Annotated in this window: 11 protein-coding genes; 10 read left to right on the top strand and 1 reads right to left on the bottom strand. The window is 59.8% G+C overall.

Annotated features, from left to right (window positions below; all coding sequences use genetic code 11):
* Nucleotides 1-13 precede the first annotated feature (13 nt).
* A complete protein-coding gene (locus C9E81_RS08315; protein ID WP_122111878.1) occupies nt 14-1,717 on the bottom strand; it encodes a peptide ABC transporter substrate-binding protein in 1,704 nt (567 codons plus the stop codon).
* A gap of 264 nt (nt 1,718-1,981) precedes the next feature.
* Between C9E81_RS08315 and C9E81_RS08310 the strand changes: the two genes are divergently transcribed.
* From C9E81_RS08310 to C9E81_RS08265, 10 genes are all read left to right on the top strand, one after another.
* A complete protein-coding gene (locus C9E81_RS08310) occupies nt 1,982-3,814 on the top strand; it encodes an ABC transporter ATP-binding protein (protein WP_122112383.1) in 1,833 nt (610 codons plus the stop codon).
* Nucleotides 3,811-5,154, top strand: coding sequence for an NAD(P)/FAD-dependent oxidoreductase (locus tag C9E81_RS08305; protein WP_243698575.1), 1,344 nt, complete (start codon nt 3,811-3,813; stop codon nt 5,152-5,154). The genes C9E81_RS08310 and C9E81_RS08305 overlap by 4 nt, the downstream gene beginning before the upstream one ends.
* Nucleotides 5,155-5,226: 72 nt before the next feature.
* Entirely contained in the window at nt 5,227-6,393 is a 1,167-nt protein-coding gene (locus C9E81_RS08300; protein ID WP_122111877.1) for a M20 aminoacylase family protein, read from the top strand.
* A 138-nt stretch (nt 6,394-6,531) separates the two neighbouring features.
* Nucleotides 6,532-10,002, top strand: coding sequence for a DNA polymerase III subunit alpha (dnaE, locus tag C9E81_RS08295; RefSeq protein WP_122111876.1), 3,471 nt, complete (start codon nt 6,532-6,534; stop codon nt 10,000-10,002).
* Nucleotides 10,003-10,336: 334 nt separating this feature from the next.
* Nucleotides 10,337-11,389 (top strand): ketopantoate reductase family protein, encoded by a 1,053-nt coding sequence (locus C9E81_RS08290; protein ID WP_122111875.1) that lies wholly within the window; start codon nt 10,337-10,339, stop codon nt 11,387-11,389.
* Nucleotides 11,390-12,205: 816 nt separating this feature from the next.
* Complete coding sequence (gene oxc / locus C9E81_RS08285; RefSeq protein WP_122111874.1) at nt 12,206-13,975, top strand: oxalyl-CoA decarboxylase; 1,770 nt, start codon at nt 12,206-12,208, stop codon at nt 13,973-13,975.
* A gap of 36 nt (nt 13,976-14,011) precedes the next feature.
* Nucleotides 14,012-15,274: a formyl-CoA transferase gene (gene frc / locus C9E81_RS08280; protein ID WP_122112381.1), complete on the top strand. Its 1,263-nt coding sequence runs from the start codon at nt 14,012-14,014 to the stop codon at nt 15,272-15,274.
* 426 nt (nt 15,275-15,700) lie between these two features.
* The gene (locus C9E81_RS08275) at nt 15,701-17,206 is read left to right on the top strand and encodes an Nramp family divalent metal transporter (protein ID WP_166461859.1); all 1,506 of its coding nucleotides are present in this window, start codon (nt 15,701-15,703) and stop codon (nt 17,204-17,206) included.
* Nucleotides 17,207-17,218: 12 nt separating this feature from the next.
* Nucleotides 17,219-17,737, top strand: coding sequence for a hypothetical protein (locus tag C9E81_RS08270; protein WP_122111873.1), 519 nt, complete (start codon nt 17,219-17,221; stop codon nt 17,735-17,737).
* A 175-nt stretch (nt 17,738-17,912) separates the two neighbouring features.
* Complete coding sequence (locus tag C9E81_RS08265) at nt 17,913-18,611, top strand: TerC family protein (RefSeq protein WP_122111872.1); 699 nt, start codon at nt 17,913-17,915, stop codon at nt 18,609-18,611.
* Nucleotides 18,612-19,351 lie beyond the last annotated feature (740 nt).

The raw sequence follows: 19,351 nt of genomic DNA, 5'->3' as shown, positions 1-19,351 counted from the left end.
CAATGCGTGGCAATTATTCCTCGATGCGGTGCCAGTCCGCGACATTCCAAAGCTCGGTATCCCAGGCATTCAACTGGACTCCGCCAAGCGTATTGCTGACCGCCGAGGCCGTGCCACGATAGACCAGCGGGATAATCGCGTTGCTGTCCTTGGTCAGCATTTCGTTCAGCTTCTGGCCCAGCTTGCCCCGCTCTTCCAGATCGACGGTCTTACCCAGTTCGAGGACCAGCTTGTCATATTCCTCGTTACAGAAACGGCTGGTATTCTCGCCCTGCCACTGGTTCTCGGGGCCGGGCGCCTTGTCGCAGGTGTTCTTGGCCAAGTAGGGTTCGGGATTGTTGCCTTCGAAATTGTTGGCATACATTTCGACATCGGCATAGAATTTCTGCAGCGTGTCGGGCGAGCCCGCGTCGCTACCGAAGAAAACCGAGGCATCGACGGTCTTGAGCTCGGTCTCCACCCCGATTTCCGACCACCACTGCTTTATCAACGCCTGGAAATCCTGGCGCACCGCGTTGACAGAGGTCTGGTAGAGCATCGACAGCCGCACGCCGCCCTTTTCGCGCACGCCATCGCCGCCGGGAACCCATCCGGCCTCGTCCAGAAGCGCCTTCGCACCTTCGATATCCTGCGTCAGGCATTCGGTATTGGGCGACGCCCATGCCTCGGGGGCTGGAACAAGGTTGCAGGTCGGTTTGCCCGCAGGGCCATAGCCGATCTCGACCAGCAATTCGCGGTCGATGGCCATGGACAGCGCCTTGCGCACCGCCGGATCGGTCAGGAATGAATGCGGATGTTTGACGGTCGAGCGCTCCCCTTCCGGAAGGCTGGAAGAGGGATCGGTCAGATTGACGTGAATGCGTTCGACCAGGCTGCCGAAGGCTGCCTGAACCTTGCCTCTTCCAAGCGCTTCCATCCCTGCGATTACATCAGGAGCAAGCTGCGTGTTCCAGGCATAATCGAACTCGCCTGTTTCCAGGACCGAACGCGCGGCGGCGGCGGCATCACCCCCGCCCTTCATGGTCAGCCTGGCGAAGGCGGGCTTTTCGGGATCGCGATATTCGGGATTGGCTTCGAAGGTGATGACGTCATTGGTCTTGAACGAGACGACCTTGAACGGGCCGGTGCCGATCGGGTTGAAATTCTGCTCCGTGCAGGTCGGGGCGGCGGCGCCAAGGCATTGCTCGAACTGCGCTTTCTGGATAATCGGCGACTGCCCGCCAACAAAGGCCGAGAACGGGTCGGGGCGCGGCTCGGTGAAATTGACCTTTACGGTCAGGTCATCGATTGCCTCGACACTCTCGACCCCCTCGAATTTCGCGAGCTGCGCGCAACCGCCCTCGGGATGCATGCAGTATTCGGCGGTAAAGACCACATCGGCCGATGTGACGGGCGTGCCATCGGACCATTTAAGGCCGTCCTTCAGCTTCCAGGTGACCGATTTCAGATCTTCTGCGATGCCGCCATTCTCAAGCGAGGGAATTTCCTGGGCAAGCCGGGGGAACAGTTCGCCTTCCGGCGTGAAACCGGCCAGCGGCTCAAGCGACATGCTGGCGGCGATGATGTCCTTGGTTCCGCTGGACAGATACATGTTCATCGTCGATGGCGCTTGCCACATGATGACATTCACCTCTCCGTCGCTGCCGCGTTCGGCCATGGCGGCAGGAGCCAGGGCCAGCGATGCGACGGCGCACATCAGCAAGGTCTTCAGTTTCATGACTTTCTCCCGTTGGATGAAAAAGCCGCACGGGTCGGAGCCATAAGGAATAGTAATCCATTGCTTGGACTGAATTTTTCATTTCCTGTCCCGTATTGTTCGGGTCTTTGTTATGGTACCGTTTCCCTGCGGAATGTTTGCAGTTTCAAACAATCCGCCCCGGAATGGCAAGCCCTATCCACGTTCTCCGCATGAAAGTTTCGGCTTTGACATTCTTTCGCCTGCCGTTAGCCTTCCTTCGGAGAAGATGATCGGGGATGTATGATGCTGGACGAGAAACCGCTTGTTTCCTTTGAGAACCTTCGGGTCGAGTTCGAGACCAATGACGGCACCGTGGTGGGCGTCAGGGATATCAGCTTCAACATCAAGCCCGGCGAATGTGTCTGTGTGGTGGGTGAATCGGGTTCGGGCAAGTCGGTCAGCTCGCTTTCGCTGATGCGGCTGGTCGAATTCGGCGGCGGCACGATCACCAATGGCCGGCTGATGTTCGATCCCGGCGACGGCAAGCCCATCGACCTTGCGCATCAGGGCGCTCCCGTCATGCGCGACATTCGCGGCAACCGGATCGGGATGATCTTCCAGGAACCGATGACGGCGCTGAACCCCGTCTTTACGGTCGGCGACCAACTGACCGAGGGGCTGATCGAGCATCGCGGGATGAGCAAGTCGCAGGCACGTGCCCGCGCGCTGGAAATCCTCAGGCAGGTCCGCATTCCCGAGCCCGAGCGGCGCCTTGATCAATATCCCCATGAGTTGTCAGGCGGCATGCGCCAGCGCGTCGTCATCGCCATCGCCATGGCCTGCGAACCCAGCCTGTTGATCTGCGACGAGCCGACCACCGCGCTGGACGTGACCATTCAGGCCGAGATCCTCGCCCTGATCGACCGACTCAAGCGTGAAAAGCAGATTGCCGTATTATTCATCACCCATGACATGGCCGTGGTCGCGCAGATGGCGGATCGCGTCGTCGTCATGTATCGCGGCGACAAGGTCGAGGAAGGCCCGGTCGAGCAGATCTTCGAGGAACCGCGCGAGGATTACACCCGCATGTTGCTGGCCGCCGTGCCGCGCTTGGGCGAGATGACCGGCAAGCCTGCGCCCGAGCGCCTGCGGCTGATGCGCGACGGCAGCCTGGGCGAGCCCGAGCCGATCATCGTCAAGGATCCCAAGCCGCTGCTGAGGGTCGAAAATCTCGTCACCCGCTTCGCGGTCAAGGGTGGGGTGCTGCGCCGCACCGTCGCCAATGTTCACGCGGTCGAGGATGTCTCTTTCACTATCAATTCCGGCGAAACCATGTCCCTGGTGGGTGAATCCGGCTGCGGGAAATCCACCTGCGGCCGTTCGATCCTGCGCCTGGTCGAGCCGGAATCGGGACATGTGTCCATCGGTGGCACGGATATTCTGGCATTGTCACACTCGGCCCTGCGCCGCGCGCGCCGCGACATGCAGATGATCTTTCAGGATCCCTTCGCCAGTCTCGATCCGCATATGAAACTTTATGACCAGGTGGCCGAGCCGATGCAGAATTTCGGTATCGGCAACCGATCCGAGCGCGAGGACCGCATCGCCGCCTTGTTCGACCGGGTGGAGCTGCCGCGCAGTTTCATGCGGCGCTACCCGCACGAGATGTCGGGCGGTCAGCGCCAGCGGATCGCCATCGCCCGTGCATTGGCACTGAACCCCAAGCTGATCATCGCTGACGAGGCGGTATCGGCGCTGGATGTCTCGGTGCAGGCGCAGGTGCTGAATCTGCTTATGGAGTTGCAGCAGGATCTGGGCATCTCGATGCTGTTCATCAGTCATGACATGGCGGTGGTCGAGCGGGTCAGTCATCATGTCGGCGTCATGTATCTGGGCCGTATCGTCGAGATGGGAACCCGCCAACAGGTCTTCGAGAATCCGCAGCATAGCTATACCAAGCAATTGATGCTGGCCGTCCCTGTCGCCGATCCCCGGCAAAAGAAGATCAGCGAGGACCTGAATTTCAGCCCGATCCCCTCGCCGATGCATCCGGTCGATTACCAGCCCAAGCCCTCGGTCTACCAGGAGGTCGCGCCGGGCCATCGCGTGCTGGTCGATCCGGTGACCCATTCGTGAGAGCCGACCCTCCCATCTCTCCGGGCCAGGTGCCGCGCTTCCGCAATGATCTGCCCGATGCGGCGGATGTGGTCGTGATCGGTGGCGGCATCGCGGGTGTGACCTCGGCGCTTTACCTGGTCCGTGACGGGCTTTCGGTGGTGCTGTGCGAAAAGGGCGTCATCGCGGGCGAGCAATCCTCGCGCAACTGGGGCTGGGTCCGGGCGCAGGGCCGGGACGAGGCCGAATTGCCGATCATGATGATGGCCCGGCAGCTATGGCGAGGGCTGGCACAGGAGATCGGGGAGGGACTGGGCCTGACGACCTGCGGCGTCAGCTATCTTGCATCCGACGAGGCGGCGCTGGCGCGATACGAGGCATGGCTGGCGATCGCCCATGCCCATGGCCTGGACAGTCGAATGATGGGGCGGTCGGAGCTGGACAGGCTGCTGCCCAATGATGCGGGCTGGCAGGGTGCGCTGGTCACGCCTTCGGACATGCGCGCCGAGCCGGGCGTCGCCGTTCCGGCCATCGCTAGGTTGGCGGCGGATGAGGGGGTCACGATCCGGGAACATTGCGCGGTCCGGGCGCTGGAGGTCTCGGCCGGCCATGTCTCTGGTGTGATCACCGAGGATGGACCCATCCGCGCCGATCGCGTGCTGCTTGCCGGAGGGGCCTGGTCGGGATTGTTCGCGGGCAATGCCGGGATATCCTTGCCGCAACTTTCGGTCCGTGCCACCGTTGCCGCAACCGAGCCGCTTCCTGAATTCTGGTCGGGCGCGGCCGCCGATTCCAAATTCGCCTTCCGCCGCCGTGCCGATGGCGGCTATACGCTGGCCCCCGGCACCACGCATGATTTCTGGATCGGCCCTGCCGCCTTCCGCCACCTGCGCAGTTACCTGCCGCTGATCCGCCGCGATCTGGGCCAGACCCGGCTGCAGCTTCGTGCCCCGAAAGGCTATCCGGACGCATGGGGGACTCCGCGCCGATGGTCCGCCGACCGTGCCTCGCCCTTCGAGGCGATGCGCATGCTCAGCCCCGAGCCCAACGCCGCCGCGCTGGCCCGGCTGCAAGAGGATTTCGCCGCGACTTTCCCGGCGATAGGACGCCCCCGGCTGCGGGCGGCATGGGCGGGGATGATCGACACCACGCCCGATCAGGTTCCGGTGCTGGATGAAACCACGATCCGGGGTTTCTTCATCGCCACGGGCCTGTCTGGCCATGGTTTCGGCATCGGTCCCGGCGTGGGACGGGTCATGGCCGATCTGATCCGCGGGGGAGAAACCGGCTTTGATCTGGGCAGGTTTCGCTTCGCGCGCTTCTCGGATGGTTCGCCGGTCACGCTTGGTCCCGAGTTGTGATCCGCCGGCGCCTCTTCGGCCTCTTGCAGACTCTGCATAAAGTCCGCATCCTATGCGCCGAAGGAGAACATCATGCCAGTCAAGAACCGCTTTGCAGAGCTTCTGCCAGAAATCACCGCGTGGCGACGCGATTTCCATGAACATCCCGAATTGCTTTACGACGTCCACCGCACCGCCGGAAAGGTTGCGGAACTGCTGCGTGAATTCGGCTGTGACGAGGTGACAGAGGGCATCGGCCAGACCGGTGTGGTCGGTGTCATCAAGGGCAAGACCGACAGCAAGGGGCGGGTAATCGGGCTGCGCGCCGATATGGACGCCCTGCCGATCAATGAGCAGACCGGGGTGGAATACGCCTCGAAAACGCCGGGCAAGATGCATGCCTGCGGCCATGACGGACATACCGCGATGCTGCTGGGCGCGGCGAAATACCTGGCCGAGACGCGCAATTTCGACGGCACCGCCGTGGTCATCTTCCAGCCCGCCGAAGAAGGCGGCGCGGGCGGCGATGCGATGATCAAGGACGGGCTGGCCGAGCGTTGGGGAATCCAGGAATTCTATGGCATGCACAACATGCCGGGCATCCCTGTCGGCCAGTTCGCGATCCGTCCCGGTGCGATGATGGCAGCCGCCGATCAGTTCGACATCACCGTGACCGGCAAGGGTGGCCATGCCGCCAAGCCGCATGAATGCATCGACACCACCCTGACCGCCGCGCAGATCATCGTGGCGCTGCAATCCGTCGTGTCGCGCAATATCGATCCGCTGAAGAACGCGGTGATATCGGTCTGTGTCGTCCAGACCGACTCGACGGCGCATAACGTCATTCCGCAGGTGGTCCAGCTCAAGGGCACTGCGCGCAGCCTTGCACCCGAAGTCCGTGACCAGTTGGAAGAGGGGATCAAGCGCGTTGCCACCAATGTCGCCGCCGCCATGGGTGCGACTGCCGAGATCGATTACCAGCGCGGTTACCCGGTGACGATGAACAACGAAGAGGCGACGGTCTGGGCCGCCGATGTGGCGCGCGAGATTGCCGGAGACGTGGATCTGACCATGCAGCCGATGATGGGCGGCGAGGATTTCAGCTTCATGCTGAACGAGCGTCCTGGCGCCTATATCTTCGTCGGCAACGGCGATACGGCGATGGTCCACCACCCGGCCTATAATTTCAATGACGATGCGATCCCGGCCGGCTCCAGTTGGTATGCCGGTATGGTCGAGACGCGGATGCCCGCCGCCTGAGAGAGCGGTTGGTTCGCGCCTTGCAATGGCTGGGGGGCCATACCCCCAGCCTCCGCGAGAGTTCCCATAAAGAGAGATCTGCATGGATCGGTGATCGGGTAATTGCGCAGCTTGCTGCGATTGCGATACTGTCCGGCCATGTCATCCAAATCCCCCCGATTCATTCACCTGCGCACTCACTCGGAGCACTCCCTGCTGGAAGGCGCAGTTCCCGTGGGCAAACTGCCGGTGCTGGCTGCGGAGGCAGGGATGCCCGCCGTGGCGCTGACCGATACCGACGCCATGTTTGCGGCGCTCGAATTCAGCGTGAAGGCTATGGAAAAAGGGGTCCAGCCGATCATTGGCTGCCAGGTAACGCTTCAGGCAGAAGAAACCGGCCCGGTCGTGCTGCTCGCCCAGAACCAGACCGGCTGGCTGAACCTGATGTCGCTTTCGACCTGCCTTTACCTGCGTGAGGGTAATGCGCCGGCACATGTCACCGTGGATGAGCTTTGCGAACGGGCCGAGGGGTTGATTTGCCTGACAGGGGGCGCGACCGGACCTCTGGGGCGCATGATCGCGCAGGGCCATGCGACCAAGGCTGCCGCCCTGGCGGATCGGCTGGCGGAGGCGTTCCCGACCCGGCTTTATGTCGAGTTGCAGCGTCATCCGGGAGAGAACGGCAAGCCGATGGAGGCCGAGGCTGCCTCGGAGGCGGGGCTGATCGCGCTGGCCTATGAAAAGGAATTGCCGCTTGTCGCCACCAATGACGTCTATTTCCCCAAGCCCGAAATATACGAGGCACATGACGCGCTGATCTGCATCGCCGAAAAGGCTTATGTCGATCAGTCGCAGCCCCGCCGCCGCCTGACGCCGCAACATTATTTCAAGACGCCCGAGGAAATGGCGGTGCTTTTCGCCGATCTGCCCGAGGCGCTGGAGAATACCGTCGAGATCGCCCGCCGCTGCGCCTTCGCCGTCAGCAGGCACAAGCCCATCCTGCCGCGTTTTGCCGATGACGAGGTCGAGGAACTGCGCCGTCAATCCCGTGAGGGGCTGGAGGCGCGGCTGAAGGTGATCCCCCATGCCGTCCCGGTCGAGCAATATCACGAGCGGCTGGAATTTGAGCTGGGCATCATCGAACAGATGGGCTTTCCCGGCTATTTCCTGATCGTGGCCGACTTCATCAAATGGGCCAAGGAGCGCGAGATCCCGGTGGGGCCGGGCCGGGGTTCGGGCGCGGGCTCTCTGGTGGCCTATGCGCTGACGATCACCGATCTGGATCCATTGCGGTACAGTCTTCTGTTCGAACGGTTCCTGAATCCCGAACGGGTCTCGATGCCCGATTTCGACATCGATTTCTGCATGGATCGCCGCGAGGAGGTGATCCAGTATGTGCAGGGTAAATACGGCCGCGAGAAGGTTGGCCAGATCATCACCTTCGGTGCGCTTCTGTCCAAGGCGGCAGTGCGCGATGTGGGCCGGGTGCTGCAAATGCCCTATGGGCAGGTGGACCGGCTGTCCAAGCTGATCCCGGTCGAGGGGGTCAAGCCGGTCTCGATCACCAAGGCCCGCGCCGAGGAACCGCGCCTGCGCGAAGCCGCGCGCGAAGAGGTGGTCGGGCGGCTGCTGGATTATGCCGAGAAGCTGGAGGGGCTTTACCGCAACGCCTCGACCCATGCCGCCGGGGTGGTGATCGGCGACCGGCCCCTGGATCAACTGGTGCCGCTGTACCGCGACCCGGCCTCGGACATGCCTGCGACCCAGTTCAACATGAAATGGGTTGAGCAGGCCGGGCTTGTGAAGTTCGACTTCCTCGGGCTCAAGACGCTGACCGTGATCCAGAACGCCGTGGACTTGATCCGGGGCGGTGGGCGGCATCTGCATATCGCCGCCGACGGGCGGGAACTGTATCAGCCGCCCGAGGGCGCGGTCGACCAGATCAACCTGATCCCGCTGGACGACAAGCCGACCTATGACCTCTTTGCCAGTGCCCGCACGGTGGCGGTGTTCCAGGTCGAAAGCTCGGGCATGATGGACGCGCTGCGGCGGATGGGACCGACCTGCATCGAGGATATCGTGGCGCTGGTCGCGCTGTATCGTCCCGGCCCGATGGAGAACATCCCGACCTATTGCGAGGTCAAGAACGGTTTGCGCGAGTTGCAGTCGATCCATCCCCTGATCGACCATATCCTTGAAGAAACGCAGGGCATCATCGTCTACCAGGAACAGGTGATGCAGATCGCGCAGGTCATGGCGGGCTATTCGCTTGGCGGCGCGGATTTGCTGCGCCGGGCGATGGGCAAGAAGATCGCCGCCGAAATGGCCAAGGAACGGCCGAAATTCATCAAGGGCTCGGTGGCAAATGGCGTGGATGAAAAGAAGGCGGGTGAGGTCTTTGACCTGCTGGAGAAGTTCGCCAATTACGGTTTCAACAAGTCGCATGCCGCCGCTTATGCGGTGGTCAGCTATCAGACGGCATGGCTGAAGGCCAATCATCCGGTCGAATTCATGGCGGCGGTGATGAATTGCGATATCCACCTGACCGACAAGCTGGCGGTCTACAAGCGCGAATGCGACCGGATGGGGATCGAGATCGTGCCGCCTTGCGTGAACCGCTCGGCGCCGCTTTTCACCGTGAGAGAGGGCCGTATTCACTACGCTCTGGGCGCGCTGAAAGGGGTTGGTGTCGAGGCGATGCGGCTGATCGAGACGGCCCGTGGCGATATTTCTTTCGCCGATATCCATGACTTTGCCCGCCGTGTCGATATGCGCCGGGTCGGCAAGCGTCCGCTGGAAATGTTGGCGCGGGCGGGGGCCTTCGACCTGCTGGAGGACGACCGGGCGCGGGTGCTGAAATCGCTGGATGCGCTGGTGGCATGGTCGGCGGCGGTGCAGGAGCAGGCGGCATCCTCGCAATCCTCGCTTTTCGGCGGAGGCGAGGACCTGCCGCCGCCGAGGCCGGCCGTTGCGCAAGTCTGGCTTCCCGCCGAGAAACTGGGGGAGGAACATCGCGCCGTCGGCTTCTACCTGTCCGGCCATCCGCTGGACGATTACCTGCCTGCGCTGCGCCGCAAGAAGGTGCAGACCCTGGCCGAGATCACCGCCGAGGCCGAAGGGGGGCCGCTGGTTACGCAGATCGCAGGCACGGTTTCCGCGCGGCAGGAGCGGAAATCGGCGAAGGGCACGCAATACGCCTTTGTCAGCCTGTCCGATCCGACCGGATTATACGAGGTGACGGTTTTCTCGGACCTGCTGAATGCCGCCCGGGACCGGCTGGAACCGGGTGAAAATGTCGTGTTGCAGGTCAAGGTCGAGCCTTCGGGCGACCAGGTCAAGATGCTGGCCAATTCCGTCACCGGGCTGGAGGACGCGGTTGCAGATGCCGGAGCCGGATCGCTGGCGGTCGAGATGCAAGGGGCAGATACGATTCCGCGCCTGGCCGAGGTTCTGGGCCGGATCAGGAGCGAGATCAACGTGCCGATGCGAAGCCGTGGCCCGGTGCTGCTGCGTATACGTGCGGGCGATGAGATGATCGAGATCGAGGTCGCCAGTGATGCGCCGCTGACTACGCCCGCACGGCAGGCCTTGCGCGCGGTGCCGGGCGTGCTGGAGGTAATCGAGCAATAGCGGGCAACAATCGATTGCGCTCTGCTATGGGCTGGGCACTGCCCGCCCTGACGAGAAAGACCATACCCTAAAGCGCAAAGGCGGCATGGCGAAGCAGCCGCTCAGCGGGCAGAAGCACCGGTGACTGCAGGTCAGCACATATAATGATGATGGGATATTGCTGTTTACGGACTTGACCATCCCCGATCCGCCACTTGATAACAATATGGCGCAAGGAGGGCGTGATTCGCAACTTTTGTACTCTCATGTATACCGTAACCAAAGGCTTGTGGATACAGGAAATCGCGAATGCCTTTCTTCCCGGAAATCGAAACAGAGAAGAGCGAGGGCCGTAATGGCATATAAGATACTGATACTTGGAGCTTCCTATGGGTCGCTATTGGGTACGAAACTGGCGATGGCGGGCCATGAGGTGGATCTGGTATGCCGCTCGGCTACAGCGAAGCTGATCAACGAGAAGGGAGCGGAAGTTCGAATCCAGCTACGAGGCGAAGATGCGCATCGTGCGATTCGGTCGGTGGACTTGCCCGGTCGAGTCGGTGCCGTCACGCCCGGCCAGGTCACGCCGGCAGAGTATGACATGATCGCATTGGCCATGCAGGAGCCCCAATATGGGGCCCCCGGAGTGAGACCGCTGATGACCGATATCGCTCATTCCGGCCGCCCGTGCCTGTCGATCATGAACATGCCACCCTTGCCCTTCCTGCGTCGAATGAAGGGGATCGACCATGCGATGCTGGAGGACGCTTATTCGGCGCCACGGGTCTGGGATGGCTTTGAACCGGGACTGATGAGCCTTTGCAGCCCCGACCCGCAGGCCTTCCGGCCACCCGACGAGGAAGCAAACATATTGCATGTCGGCCTGCCGACGAATTTCAAGGCGGCTGCTTTCGCGGATGATGCACATACCCGGATGTTGCGCCAGATGGAGGACGACATTGCCGCGGTAACATTCGACGGCAAGGATGTGCCGGTCAAGTTGCGCGTCTTCGATTCGCTCTTCGTGCCGCTGGCGAAGTGGTCGATGCTGCTGACCGGCAACTATCGCTGCATCACGCCGGGCGATGCGCAGGCTATCCGTGAAGCCGTGCATGCGGATATGGAGAAATCGCGCGCCATCTATGGCCATGTGGACGCGGTGGCTCGCAAACTGGGAGCGGATTCCGCAGACCAGGTGCCATTCGAAAAATATGCCAAGGCGGCCGAAGGGCTGCTGAAACCTTCTTCGGCTGCGCGTGCGGTTTACGGGGGTGCGACGGAAATCGAACGTGTGGACAAGATCGTGCAGAAGCTGGGCGAGGCCGTGGGTATGCCTTCTGCCGATATCGACGATATCGTCGCCGTGGTGGATGCAAGACTTGCGCAGAACGTCAAGAAATCCGCGTAGAACTTACCTGCAAGTAAGATCATCAGGGGCGGGCCAGACGGCCCGTCCGTCTCGTTTCAGGCTTTGCCTTCCCACAAGGCGATGACCGGAGGATGCCTTGAGGCCGGTCGGATGATTGAGCGAAGGCTGGCCCGGTCGAATACCGGCGCGAAGGCATGCCGCACCGGCAGCTACGGGCGCTTTCCTATCCGGGCCGAGGTCTCGCCTGACCGCCGGATAGACCGAGTTTCGCGACTTTTTGCCGATGTTTCTGACCGGTTCCGGGAAGTCTTTGGCCGGTATTCAATTGAATGAGTTGACGGAGCCATCCTGTGACAGGATCGGCGGACTCCTATTAACCAATCACATGTTCGAGGCGACCATGCCGGTGATCGGTCACTGGCCCGATGTCGACCGAAAGCCTCCTCTAAAGCAGTCACATGGGCTGAGAGGGGCGGCTTGCCAACGTGTGATGAGCGCAAGATCCCGGCGGCGATACGATTATCATATCGCGCTCCATCACGTCCTGAGAAACCGGCATGCTGAACCCCGGGCAATACCGCGATATTCAGGAAATTCCTTATCATATCAGACGTTTTTCTGCACCTGCAAACAAGGTGGTCTGCAAAAATAACGCTTTCGGAATTACAAATTAGTGATAAGTTATACCAAGAATATGACGAATCGCCTGAAGGTGACGGGGTGTCTGGAGATCATGTTGAACGATGCTGATCAGCGGTCGTGCGGCAATATCCGATGGGCACGGGTAAGAGGGCGTAAGTCTGCCAGCAACTGAAACGCCGCGAGGATATTTGCGGTACCTGGAGGGGAGGCAAAATGACGATTTCCGGTATGGTGAAAGCAGACAGTGCGGTGGATGTGGATCCGCTCACATTGACCGACGGTTTTCATCTGCTGATCGACGCATTGAAGTTGAACGGCATTGAAACGATCTACAATGTACCCGGTATTCCGATCACGGATCTGGGCCGTTATGCGCAGGGAGAGGGCATTCGGGTCCTGTCCTTCCGTCACGAGCAAAGTGCGGGCTACGCGGCGGCGGCTGCAGGATTCCTCACCAAGAAGCCGGGGGTCTGCATGACGGTCTCTGCTCCGGGTTTCCTGAACGGCCTGACGGCGCTGGCCCATGCCACAACGAATTGCTGGCCGATGATCCTGATTTCCGGGTCGTCCGAACGCGAGATCGTGGATCTGCAGCAGGGCGATTACGAGGAAATGGACCAACTGGCTGTCGCGCGGCCGCACTGCAAGGCGGCTTACCGGATCCTGCATGCCGAGGATATCGGGATCGGCGTGGCGCGTGCGATCCGTGCCGCGATCACCGGCCGTCCCGGCGGTGTCTATCTCGACATTCCCGGCGCGCTCCTGGGGCAGGTCATGGACGCGGTCGAAGGCGAGAAGTCCCTCGTCAAGGTCGTCGACCCGGCTCCTGCGCATTTCCCCGGCCCCGACGCGGTGTCGCGGGCGGTGGAGGTGTTGAAATCCGCGAAAAAGCCGCTGATCATTCTTGGCAAGGGCGCAGCCTACGCTCAGGCCGACGAGAAGGTGAGGGAACTGGTCGAAAGGCTCGGCTACCCTTACCTTCCGATGTCCATGGCCAAGGGATTGTTGCCCGACAATCATCCGCAATGCGCTTCGGCTGCGCGGTCGCTGGTTCTGAAAGAGAGCGATTGTGTCTTCCTGATAGGAGCACGCCTCAACTGGCTTCTGAGCCATGGCAAGGGCAAGGGCTGGGGGAGCGATCCCAAGAAATTTGTCCAGATCGAGATTGATCCGAAGGAGATAGACAGCAACCAGCCCATCGCTGCGCCGCTGGTCGGGGATATCGAGAGCTGCTGCACGGCGCTTCTCGAAGCTATCGGCGACGACTGGCAGAAGCCGTCCGAAGATTGGACGGGTATGATCCGCGGCAAGGTCGAAGCGAATATCGCCAAGATGGCCCCGCGGCTTCAGAACAACTCGAACCCGATGGACTATCACGCTGCACTCGGTGTGCTGAAAAAGGCGATTGCCGAAAATCCGGATACGGTTCTGGTCAATGAGGGTGCGAACGCGCTGGATTTGACCCGGTCGGTGGTCGATGTGATGAAGCCCCGGAAGCGACTGGATGTCGGCACCTGGGGGATCATGGGGGTCGGCATGGGGAATGCGGTGGCCGCCGCCGTGGAAACCGGCTGCCAGGTTCTGGCCGTGGAGGGTGACAGCGCCTTCGGCTTTTGCGGAATGGAGATCGAGACGATCTGCCGTTACAAGCTGCCGGTTTGCATCGTTATCATGAACAATAACGGCATCTATCGGGGCGATGACGTCAACAGGTCCGGCACTTCCGATCCGGCCACGACCGTTTTCGTCCCGGATGCGCGCTATGACCAGATGATGCAGGCCTTTGGCGGAGTCGGGGTCAACGTGAAGACTCCGGACGAGTTGAATACCGCCGTGACCGAGGCATTCGCCTCGCGCAAGCCCACGCTAATCAATGCCGTGATCGATCCGGCTGCGGGCAAGGAAAGCGGCAATATCGGCAGCCTCAATCCGCAATCCATCGTGGCACAGGCACGCGCCAGGGCCAAGGCCGAAGGCAAGTGAACGCGATATACGATTTCTTAGAAGATGGACAAAAATATGAAAGCCCTTGAAGGTGTCAAGATCCTCGATTTCACCCATGTTCAGTCCGGGCCGACGTGCACCCAGCTTCTCGCGTGGTTCGGCGCGGACGTAATCAAGGTAGAGCGTCCGGGTGTCGGTGATGCCACCCGCAAGCAACTGGTCGATATTCCGGGTGCGGACAGCCTGTACTTCACGATGCTGAACCACAACAAGCGTTCGATCGAGTTGAATTCGAAGAACGCGACCGGCAAGGAAATTCTGACCCGCCTCATCGAGACATGTGACGTGATGGTGGAGAATTTCGCCCCGGGCGCTCTCGATCGCATGGGGTTCAGTTGGGAACGCATTCAGGAAATCAATCCGAGGATGATCCTGGCTTCTGTGAAGGGCTTCGGGCCGGGCAATTACGAAAACTGCAAGGTTTATGAAAATGTCGCGCAATGTGCGGGCGGTGCGGCTTCGACCACCGGATTCCGCGATGGTCCTCCTCTGGTGACCGGCGCGCAGATCGGAGACTCGGGCACCGGTTTGCATTTGGCGCTTGGTATCGTCACCGCGCTTTTCCATCGCGAGAAGTCCGGTAAGGGTCAGAAGGTGTTGGCGGCGATGCAGGACGGGGTGCTGAATCTCTGCCGGGTGAAGCTGCGGGATCAGCAACGGCTGGAGCATGGGCCGTTGACGGAATATTCGCAATATGGCGAGGGTATCCCTTTCGATGACGCAACGCCTCGCGCGGGCAATGACTCGGGTGGCGGGCAACCGGGCCGGATCCTGAAATGCAAGGGATGGGAGACCGATCCGAACGCCTATACCTATTTCATTACCCAGGCAGCTGTGTGGGAACGGATCTGCGATGTGATCGGCGAGCCGGAATGGAAGACCCGGGAAGGTTACGCCACGCCGCCGGAGCGGTTGGACAAGCTGAACGAGATATTCGAGCGGATAGAGCAATGGACGATGACCAAGACCAAATACGAGGTCATGGATATCTGCAATCCGCTGGATATTCCCGTCGGACCGATCCTGTCGACGAAAGAGCTGATCGAGGATGAGGGGCTACGCAAGACCGGCACCATTGTCGACGTCGATCACCCGACGCGAGGCCGGTATACCTCGGTCGGATGTCCCATCAAGCTTAGTGACAGTCCGGTAGAGGTGATGCGTTCGCCACTGCTGGGAGAGCACACGTTGGAGATCCTGAAGGATGTCCTGGGCTATGATGGTACTGCGATCGAGAAAATTGTCGAATCAGGCGCCGTAGGCGCCGCGTCCAAATAATCCGCAAGAGGGAAACCCTTCACGTTATAACTTGCCCAGTTGCCCCATTTTTGAATGATATCCGTTCCTGCTTTGGAATCTTCGCCCTTGAAGCGTGAGAACGGACATCAGTGGGGCAACTGACTGGAACTACGCTGGCACGGGTTCCGAAAACCCGCCCTGGCTTTCGGTAGATCGCGCCCTTCCGCAATCATTCTTGACAGGCTGCCTTTTTGGCGCTCAGAATTCATAATACCAATAAGGCAGCCTGCAAGTGCACCTACAGTCTGATTGTTGGCGTCGCGCCAATAAGACCCTGTAAGATTTTTCCCATAGATCTAATCAAGATTAACTTCCTCACCAGTTCAACCGCAAACAGGAGAAGTCCAAGAACGAATAACAGCCTCGACAGAAATCCTCAACGTACACTCTAGGGAGGAGAACGTTATGAACTACAAAAATGAAAATCTGTCACTTGCCGAAGCTGGCAAGGTGACGTTGAGTGAAGAGGAACCGAGATACTGGAAGGCGGGGGGGCTTGATCCACTGCGGATCGCTAAACTTCCGGCAGCACCTCAGGCGATCCACATCGTTGGGCCGGCGATGATCCTCGTTGCAGTGGGTGTAGGTCTCGGCGAGACTTTCATGTGGCCGCGGCTGGTTCTCATGTTCGGGCCTGATATCCGATGGCTGTTTCTGATCGGAGTCGTGGTGCAGACGGTTGTGATGATGGAAATGGCCCGCTGGGCCATGGCCACCGGTGAGAGCATCTTCATGGGCGCCGCGCGCATCTGGAAACCCTTGATGTGGTTTTTCTTTGCGTTGGCAATGGCTACCTATATCTGGCCCGGGCACATGTCAGCGGGTGCCTTGGCGTTTCAGGAAATCACCGGGATTCACTGGCTGTGGTTTGCCTGTCTGGGCCTGCTTTCCATAGCCATGATTTTCACCTTCGCCAAATATGTATATGATTTGCTCGAGAAACTGATGGCGTTCCTTATTGGTTTCCTGGTCATCGGCTCTGCCATTATCGCCGGAATCTTAGGAACCTGGAACGATCTTTGGCTCACTCTGACGGGCATGGTTGCGTTCGGCTATATTCCCGATGAGATGATGACGGCGGCATGGTTCCCCATCATCGTGGGCTCCATCGCCTTTGCCGGACCGTCCGGCATGCAGCAGATGTGGTACACGTTATGGCTGCGCGACAAGGGTGCCGGCAATGGCGTCCATATCCCGAGAATTCGTGGGCTCGCCCATAGCGAGGAAGAAGAAACCTATCCCGTTGCCGGCTACATGGTGGATACCGACGATCCGGAAGAACTGACCAAGTGGAGAGATTGGTATCGCTGGGTCCGTTACGACGCAATACTGATGTTTTTTGGCACAACCATGATTGTGACCATTATCTTCACCATTCTGGCCATGTCGGCATCGAGGATAAGCCCTGATGTTGTAATGCAGTTCGAGCAGGGAAACCAGGAGGCCGCATTACGTGCGATGGCAAATGCGTTCTCGGAGGCAGGTGGCGCGTTTCTTGGCACCCTGTTTTTCATTTTCATGGTGCTGGTGGGTTACAAGGGGACCATGGGGATACTTGACGCCTTTGCCCGCGGCCAAGCCGACATGACCTACTTTTTTGTCCCGGGCGCGAAGAAGTTCAAGATGGGCCATATCTACTTTGCATTTTTGTGGGGTGTGACCATCTTCGGGGTTCTCATCCTGCTGTTCGGGCCTGCTGACGGACCCACCGCGATCCTGGGGGTCTTGGCGTTCTTGTCGGCCTTCTCGATGGGGGGATACTGCATCGTATTGCTGCTGGTGAACAATCTTCTGCTGCCGAAAGCAATCCGCCCGCATATTGTGTTTAATGTGCTTATCGGTGCAGGCGCGGTCCTATATCTCGGCGCGCTGTTCGTTAGCCTGGCGGTCTTCGGGGCGCTGCCGGATTGAGGGCCGATCACAATGAATAATCCCATCAAGCGATTGGCCGAGCTGCTGCTGCCCGGCTCTCTGCTCGGTGCCATCGCGGCACTCGCTGTCGGCGGGGTAGCCCTCTATGGAGGGCTGCCTACCGGCTACATCGTGGTTTCGATCCTGGCCATCGGTGTGCCTCTGGCACTCTTCGGCGCAGGCTACAGCTTCCTGCTGGCCAGTGCCCGGATCAGGATCGGAGGTATTACCCCCGCCGTGGGTTACTGGTTGATCGGATATACGGTTTCTCGCACCGTGTACGAGATAGCGGTCAATACCTATCTTGGTCAGCCGTTCCTTCTTTCCGACGGCGTGTTCGCGTTCTTCGGATTCCAGCTTCTCGTTAGCACCGGTTTCGCTGTGGGCTTCATGTGGCTCCATGAAAATATTGCTCCACTGTGGTGGCTGCGCATCCGTGATCGTAACCCGGTTGCTGCCGCATATGTTGCCGCGTATATGCAGCAAAGCGTGTACCAGGAGCGAAACAAGGAACGGGTAAAGCGCACCTGAATGGAAATCGCTCTATTCGCAGGAAGACTATGAAAGGAAGGTTAAGGCCGAATACCTGAATGTAGTCTGCCCACTTGCTTGGGCAAAGTATCGGTGACCGGGCCCCTCTGGCGATTCAGGCGGCGTTTCGTGATGTCGGCACCGCGACCTCTCAGCCGCTTCTTGAGGTGTCTCTATGCTTGGTATCGACCCAAGTTTTTTAAGCGCTTTGTTGCAGGTGATCATGATCGACCTGGTGCTGGCCGGTGATAATGCTGTTGTCATCGGCTTGGCTGCCGCCGGTCTTGCCCCCGAACTGCGCAAGAAAGCTATTCTGTATGGTATTCTGGCTGCGTCGCTTCTGCGCGTTTTCTTCGCGCTTATCACCACTCAGCTCCTGTCAATGGGTGGTGCTCTCCTGATCGCGGGCGGCATCCTGCTGCTATGGGTTTGCTGGAAGATGTATCGCGAACTCAGCGTCTCTCGGGAGGAGGAGCACGAGGCGACCGAAGCATTGTCTGATGGTGACCTTAATGCTGACGGCAGCGTGGCTAGCAAGGCACCCAAAAAGACCCTGCGGCAGGCTTGCATTCAGATCCTAATCGCTGACGTTTCGATGTCGCTCGACAACGTGCTGGCCGTTGCCGGCGCCGCACAACATCACTTCTCGGCGCTGATCTTTGGCCTTGCTTTGTCGGTGGTCATGATGGGTTTTGCTGCGAGCTTCATTGCGCGCCTTCTTCACCGTTTCCATTGGATTGCCTGGATCGGTCTTGTCCTCATCCTCTATGTTGCCATCCGTATGCTGTACGAAGGCGCTGACCAGCTGATGGACCATACTTTGCCGGCTATCCCGCTGATCAAGTCGGCAGTTCCCGCTGTAGCGGCTCACTAACCAAGCTTGGGACCGGGAATGCAGACATTCCCGGTCCGTATTGTTCTGTTGAGGGGCACTTACAGAAGCGCGGGAAAGCAGGATCTCGAGAATCTCAAAAAACCCGGGGGCTGCCGTGGAAGTGAAGAGGGCCGGATGTCGCGGGCTTACGGCCACTTCTTACAGAGGCACCGGCCCGCAGGGCGCTGAAAAGGGCGGCGAGGAAGCCGATGCGCTTAGCGGTATTGAGGGTGGGGGTGTATCGTTCGGGGTTCACGAATGCCATGATGTTTCTACTCCATATGTTTGCGAATTGGCGTATTGCCCGGTTACGCGTGCTATATAGGTGTCGCGCATAGAATTAGGTATACCAGGGTGTGCATACCGCCTTTGCACCTGCAGCATAGCTTTGCGGCGCGTGCATCGGTCCCTGAATTTGACCGGGAAGCGGTCGATTCTTGCTGGGCGGAGGATTTGCTCCAAGGTCTTGCCGGACAGGAGCGTCAGACCATCTCACAAGCGTTCGCTTCAGGAAGCGCTGTAAAACAAAATCCATCTAAAATATTGAAAATAAAAGTTTTTATTCGTTTACGTCACATGTGACCCTGCATTCCTTCGTATTAGGCCTCAACTCGGCGAAGTTTATCTTGACATTGTCCTGTTGTGGAATCCATCATTCATAATACCAGGAACATTTTCAGGCTGCGCCTTGGCGCGTTTTGAGTGAATCAAGCTTCGGGGAGGGGAACCATGCTCGACAA

This window comes from Paracoccus alkanivorans, assembly GCF_003697785.1.
Taxonomy (GTDB): domain Bacteria; phylum Pseudomonadota; class Alphaproteobacteria; order Rhodobacterales; family Rhodobacteraceae; genus Paracoccus; species Paracoccus alkanivorans.
This window is presented reverse-complemented; position numbering and strand designations above follow the sequence as displayed.